Source organism: Bergeriella denitrificans NBRC 102155 (assembly GCF_001592185.1).
Classification (GTDB): domain Bacteria; phylum Pseudomonadota; class Gammaproteobacteria; order Burkholderiales; family Neisseriaceae; genus Neisseria; species Neisseria denitrificans.
The window spans coordinates 1-1,584 of the sequence record NZ_BCWL01000309.1; the positions used below are offsets into that span (position 1 = coordinate 1).

General features: G+C 53.7%; 2 protein-coding genes and 1 pseudogene. All 3 read left to right on the forward strand.

Translation table 11 applies throughout. The annotated features are described in order from the left end of the window. Positions 1–13 precede the first annotated feature (13 nt). The gene (locus BDE01S_RS11450) at positions 14–298 is read left to right on the forward strand and encodes an IclR family transcriptional regulator (protein ID WP_066081283.1); all 285 of its coding nucleotides are present in this window, start codon (positions 14–16) and stop codon (positions 296–298) included. 52 nt (positions 299–350) lie between these two features. Beyond that, a complete protein-coding gene (locus tag BDE01S_RS10425; RefSeq protein WP_066081280.1) occupies positions 351–1,199 on the forward strand; it encodes a hypothetical protein in 849 nt (282 codons plus the stop codon). Position 1,200: 1 nt separating this feature from the next. Then, positions 1,201–1,584: pseudogene (locus BDE01S_RS10430) on the forward strand (transposase); the annotation flags it as partial.

Genomic DNA, 1,584 nt, shown 5'->3' on the forward strand with positions numbered 1-1,584 from the left:
AGACGTTAAAAATATCCGGATATTAAAAGTCTTCAAAGCGTTGGAAGCACACCCGATTATCGGTATCAGCAATAAAGAAATTGCAGACGGCCTCGGTATTCCGGCCTACAAGGTCAGCCGCGATTTGGACGATTTAATCAGCGAAGGATTGGTGGTTAAACTGGATAACGGGAATTTTGCATACAGTATAAAAACCCTGCAAATCGCTGAGCGTTTCAGACGGCAACAGGAGCGGCTGGCGGAGCGTTTAAAGGAAATCGAATACCGGACAGGTACCGGCGACTTTAATTTCAAATAAGACAAACAGCCAAAAGCGACGCTGGCGTCGCTTTTGAATGGAGCAAACGGATATGGAAACACAAGTATTAGGTCATGCGGTCGGTGCAACGGTAAATGATTTAGCTATGCACAGCGCGGCAGTGATGGAGAAATTCGCTAACGGCGAGAATTACAACGAGGCGGTTTGGATTGAGCGCGGTCGATTTGCGGTGCGCCAGACGCTGGAGGGAATGTTTGAACTGGGGCGCGCGCTTATCATCATTAAAGAGCATACGCCGCATGGCCGTTTTACGGAAATTACAGAAAAAGAATTTGGTTTGCACAAGCGCGAAGCACAACGTCTGATGAATGCCACGCTGCGTTTTATCGACCCGAAAATGAAAGCGGTACAACCTAAATTAATGGATTTGGGCAAGTCAAAATTACTGGAACTGTTGGTTGAAGATGACGATTCATTAATCGAGTTGGCAGACGGTGGGGACATCAACGGCCACACTTTGGATGACATCGACCGGATGACCCGCAATGAATTAAGAATTGCCCTGCGCGAGAGCCGCGAAAACCTTGCAGCCAAAGACGAAGTGATGAAAACCAAAACCGCCAAAATCGACGAGCTGGCGGAGAAGCTGGAAAAAAGCAAAAAAACCGTGAAAGAGCCGGACGCGGCGGATGTGGGCAGCGAGCTTGCCATGCGGCTGACGAGTTTGGAAGTGGGTATCCGCTCGCAGGTCAGCCGCCTGAAAGAGATGTTCGAGCAGATGGCCGCGCATACGGAGGCGCACGGTATCGACCACCGCGCGACGATGGTGGGTACATTGAATCAGATTATTTTGGATTGCGAAAACCTGCGCTCGTCTTTCGCGCTGCCGCAGGAGGCGCCGACGGACGATATGCCGGAGTGGATGAAGCAGGAGGGTTGAGATGAATCCCGCACTAAACGAGCGGCTTACTGCGGTGGCGGCCCATGCGGACACGCTGGGGCGCGGCGGCAAGTCGGCCTATTTGAAGCGGCAGGCGGCGGAGCTGGGCATGAGTTTGGCCACGCTCTACCGCAAGCTGGAAGCGGTAAGCGTGAAACCGGGCCGCAAGCGGCGCAGCGACGCGGGTAAATCTGAATTGAGCCTTGATGAGGCCCGGCTGATTTCGGCGGCTCTGATGGAAGCCATGCGGCGCAACGGCAAGCGGCTGATGGCGGTGCGGCAGGCGGTGGACATGCTGCGTGCCAACGGCAAAATCGAAGCGGCGCGGGTGGACGAGGAAACGGGCGAAGTATTGCCTTTATCGGAATCCACCATTATCCGGGCA

Coding starts and splice junctions, on each gene's coding strand:
- BDE01S_RS10425 (WP_066081280.1), top strand. CDS start 351: ATGGAAACACAAGTATTAGGTCATGCGGTCGGTGCAACGGTAAATGAT.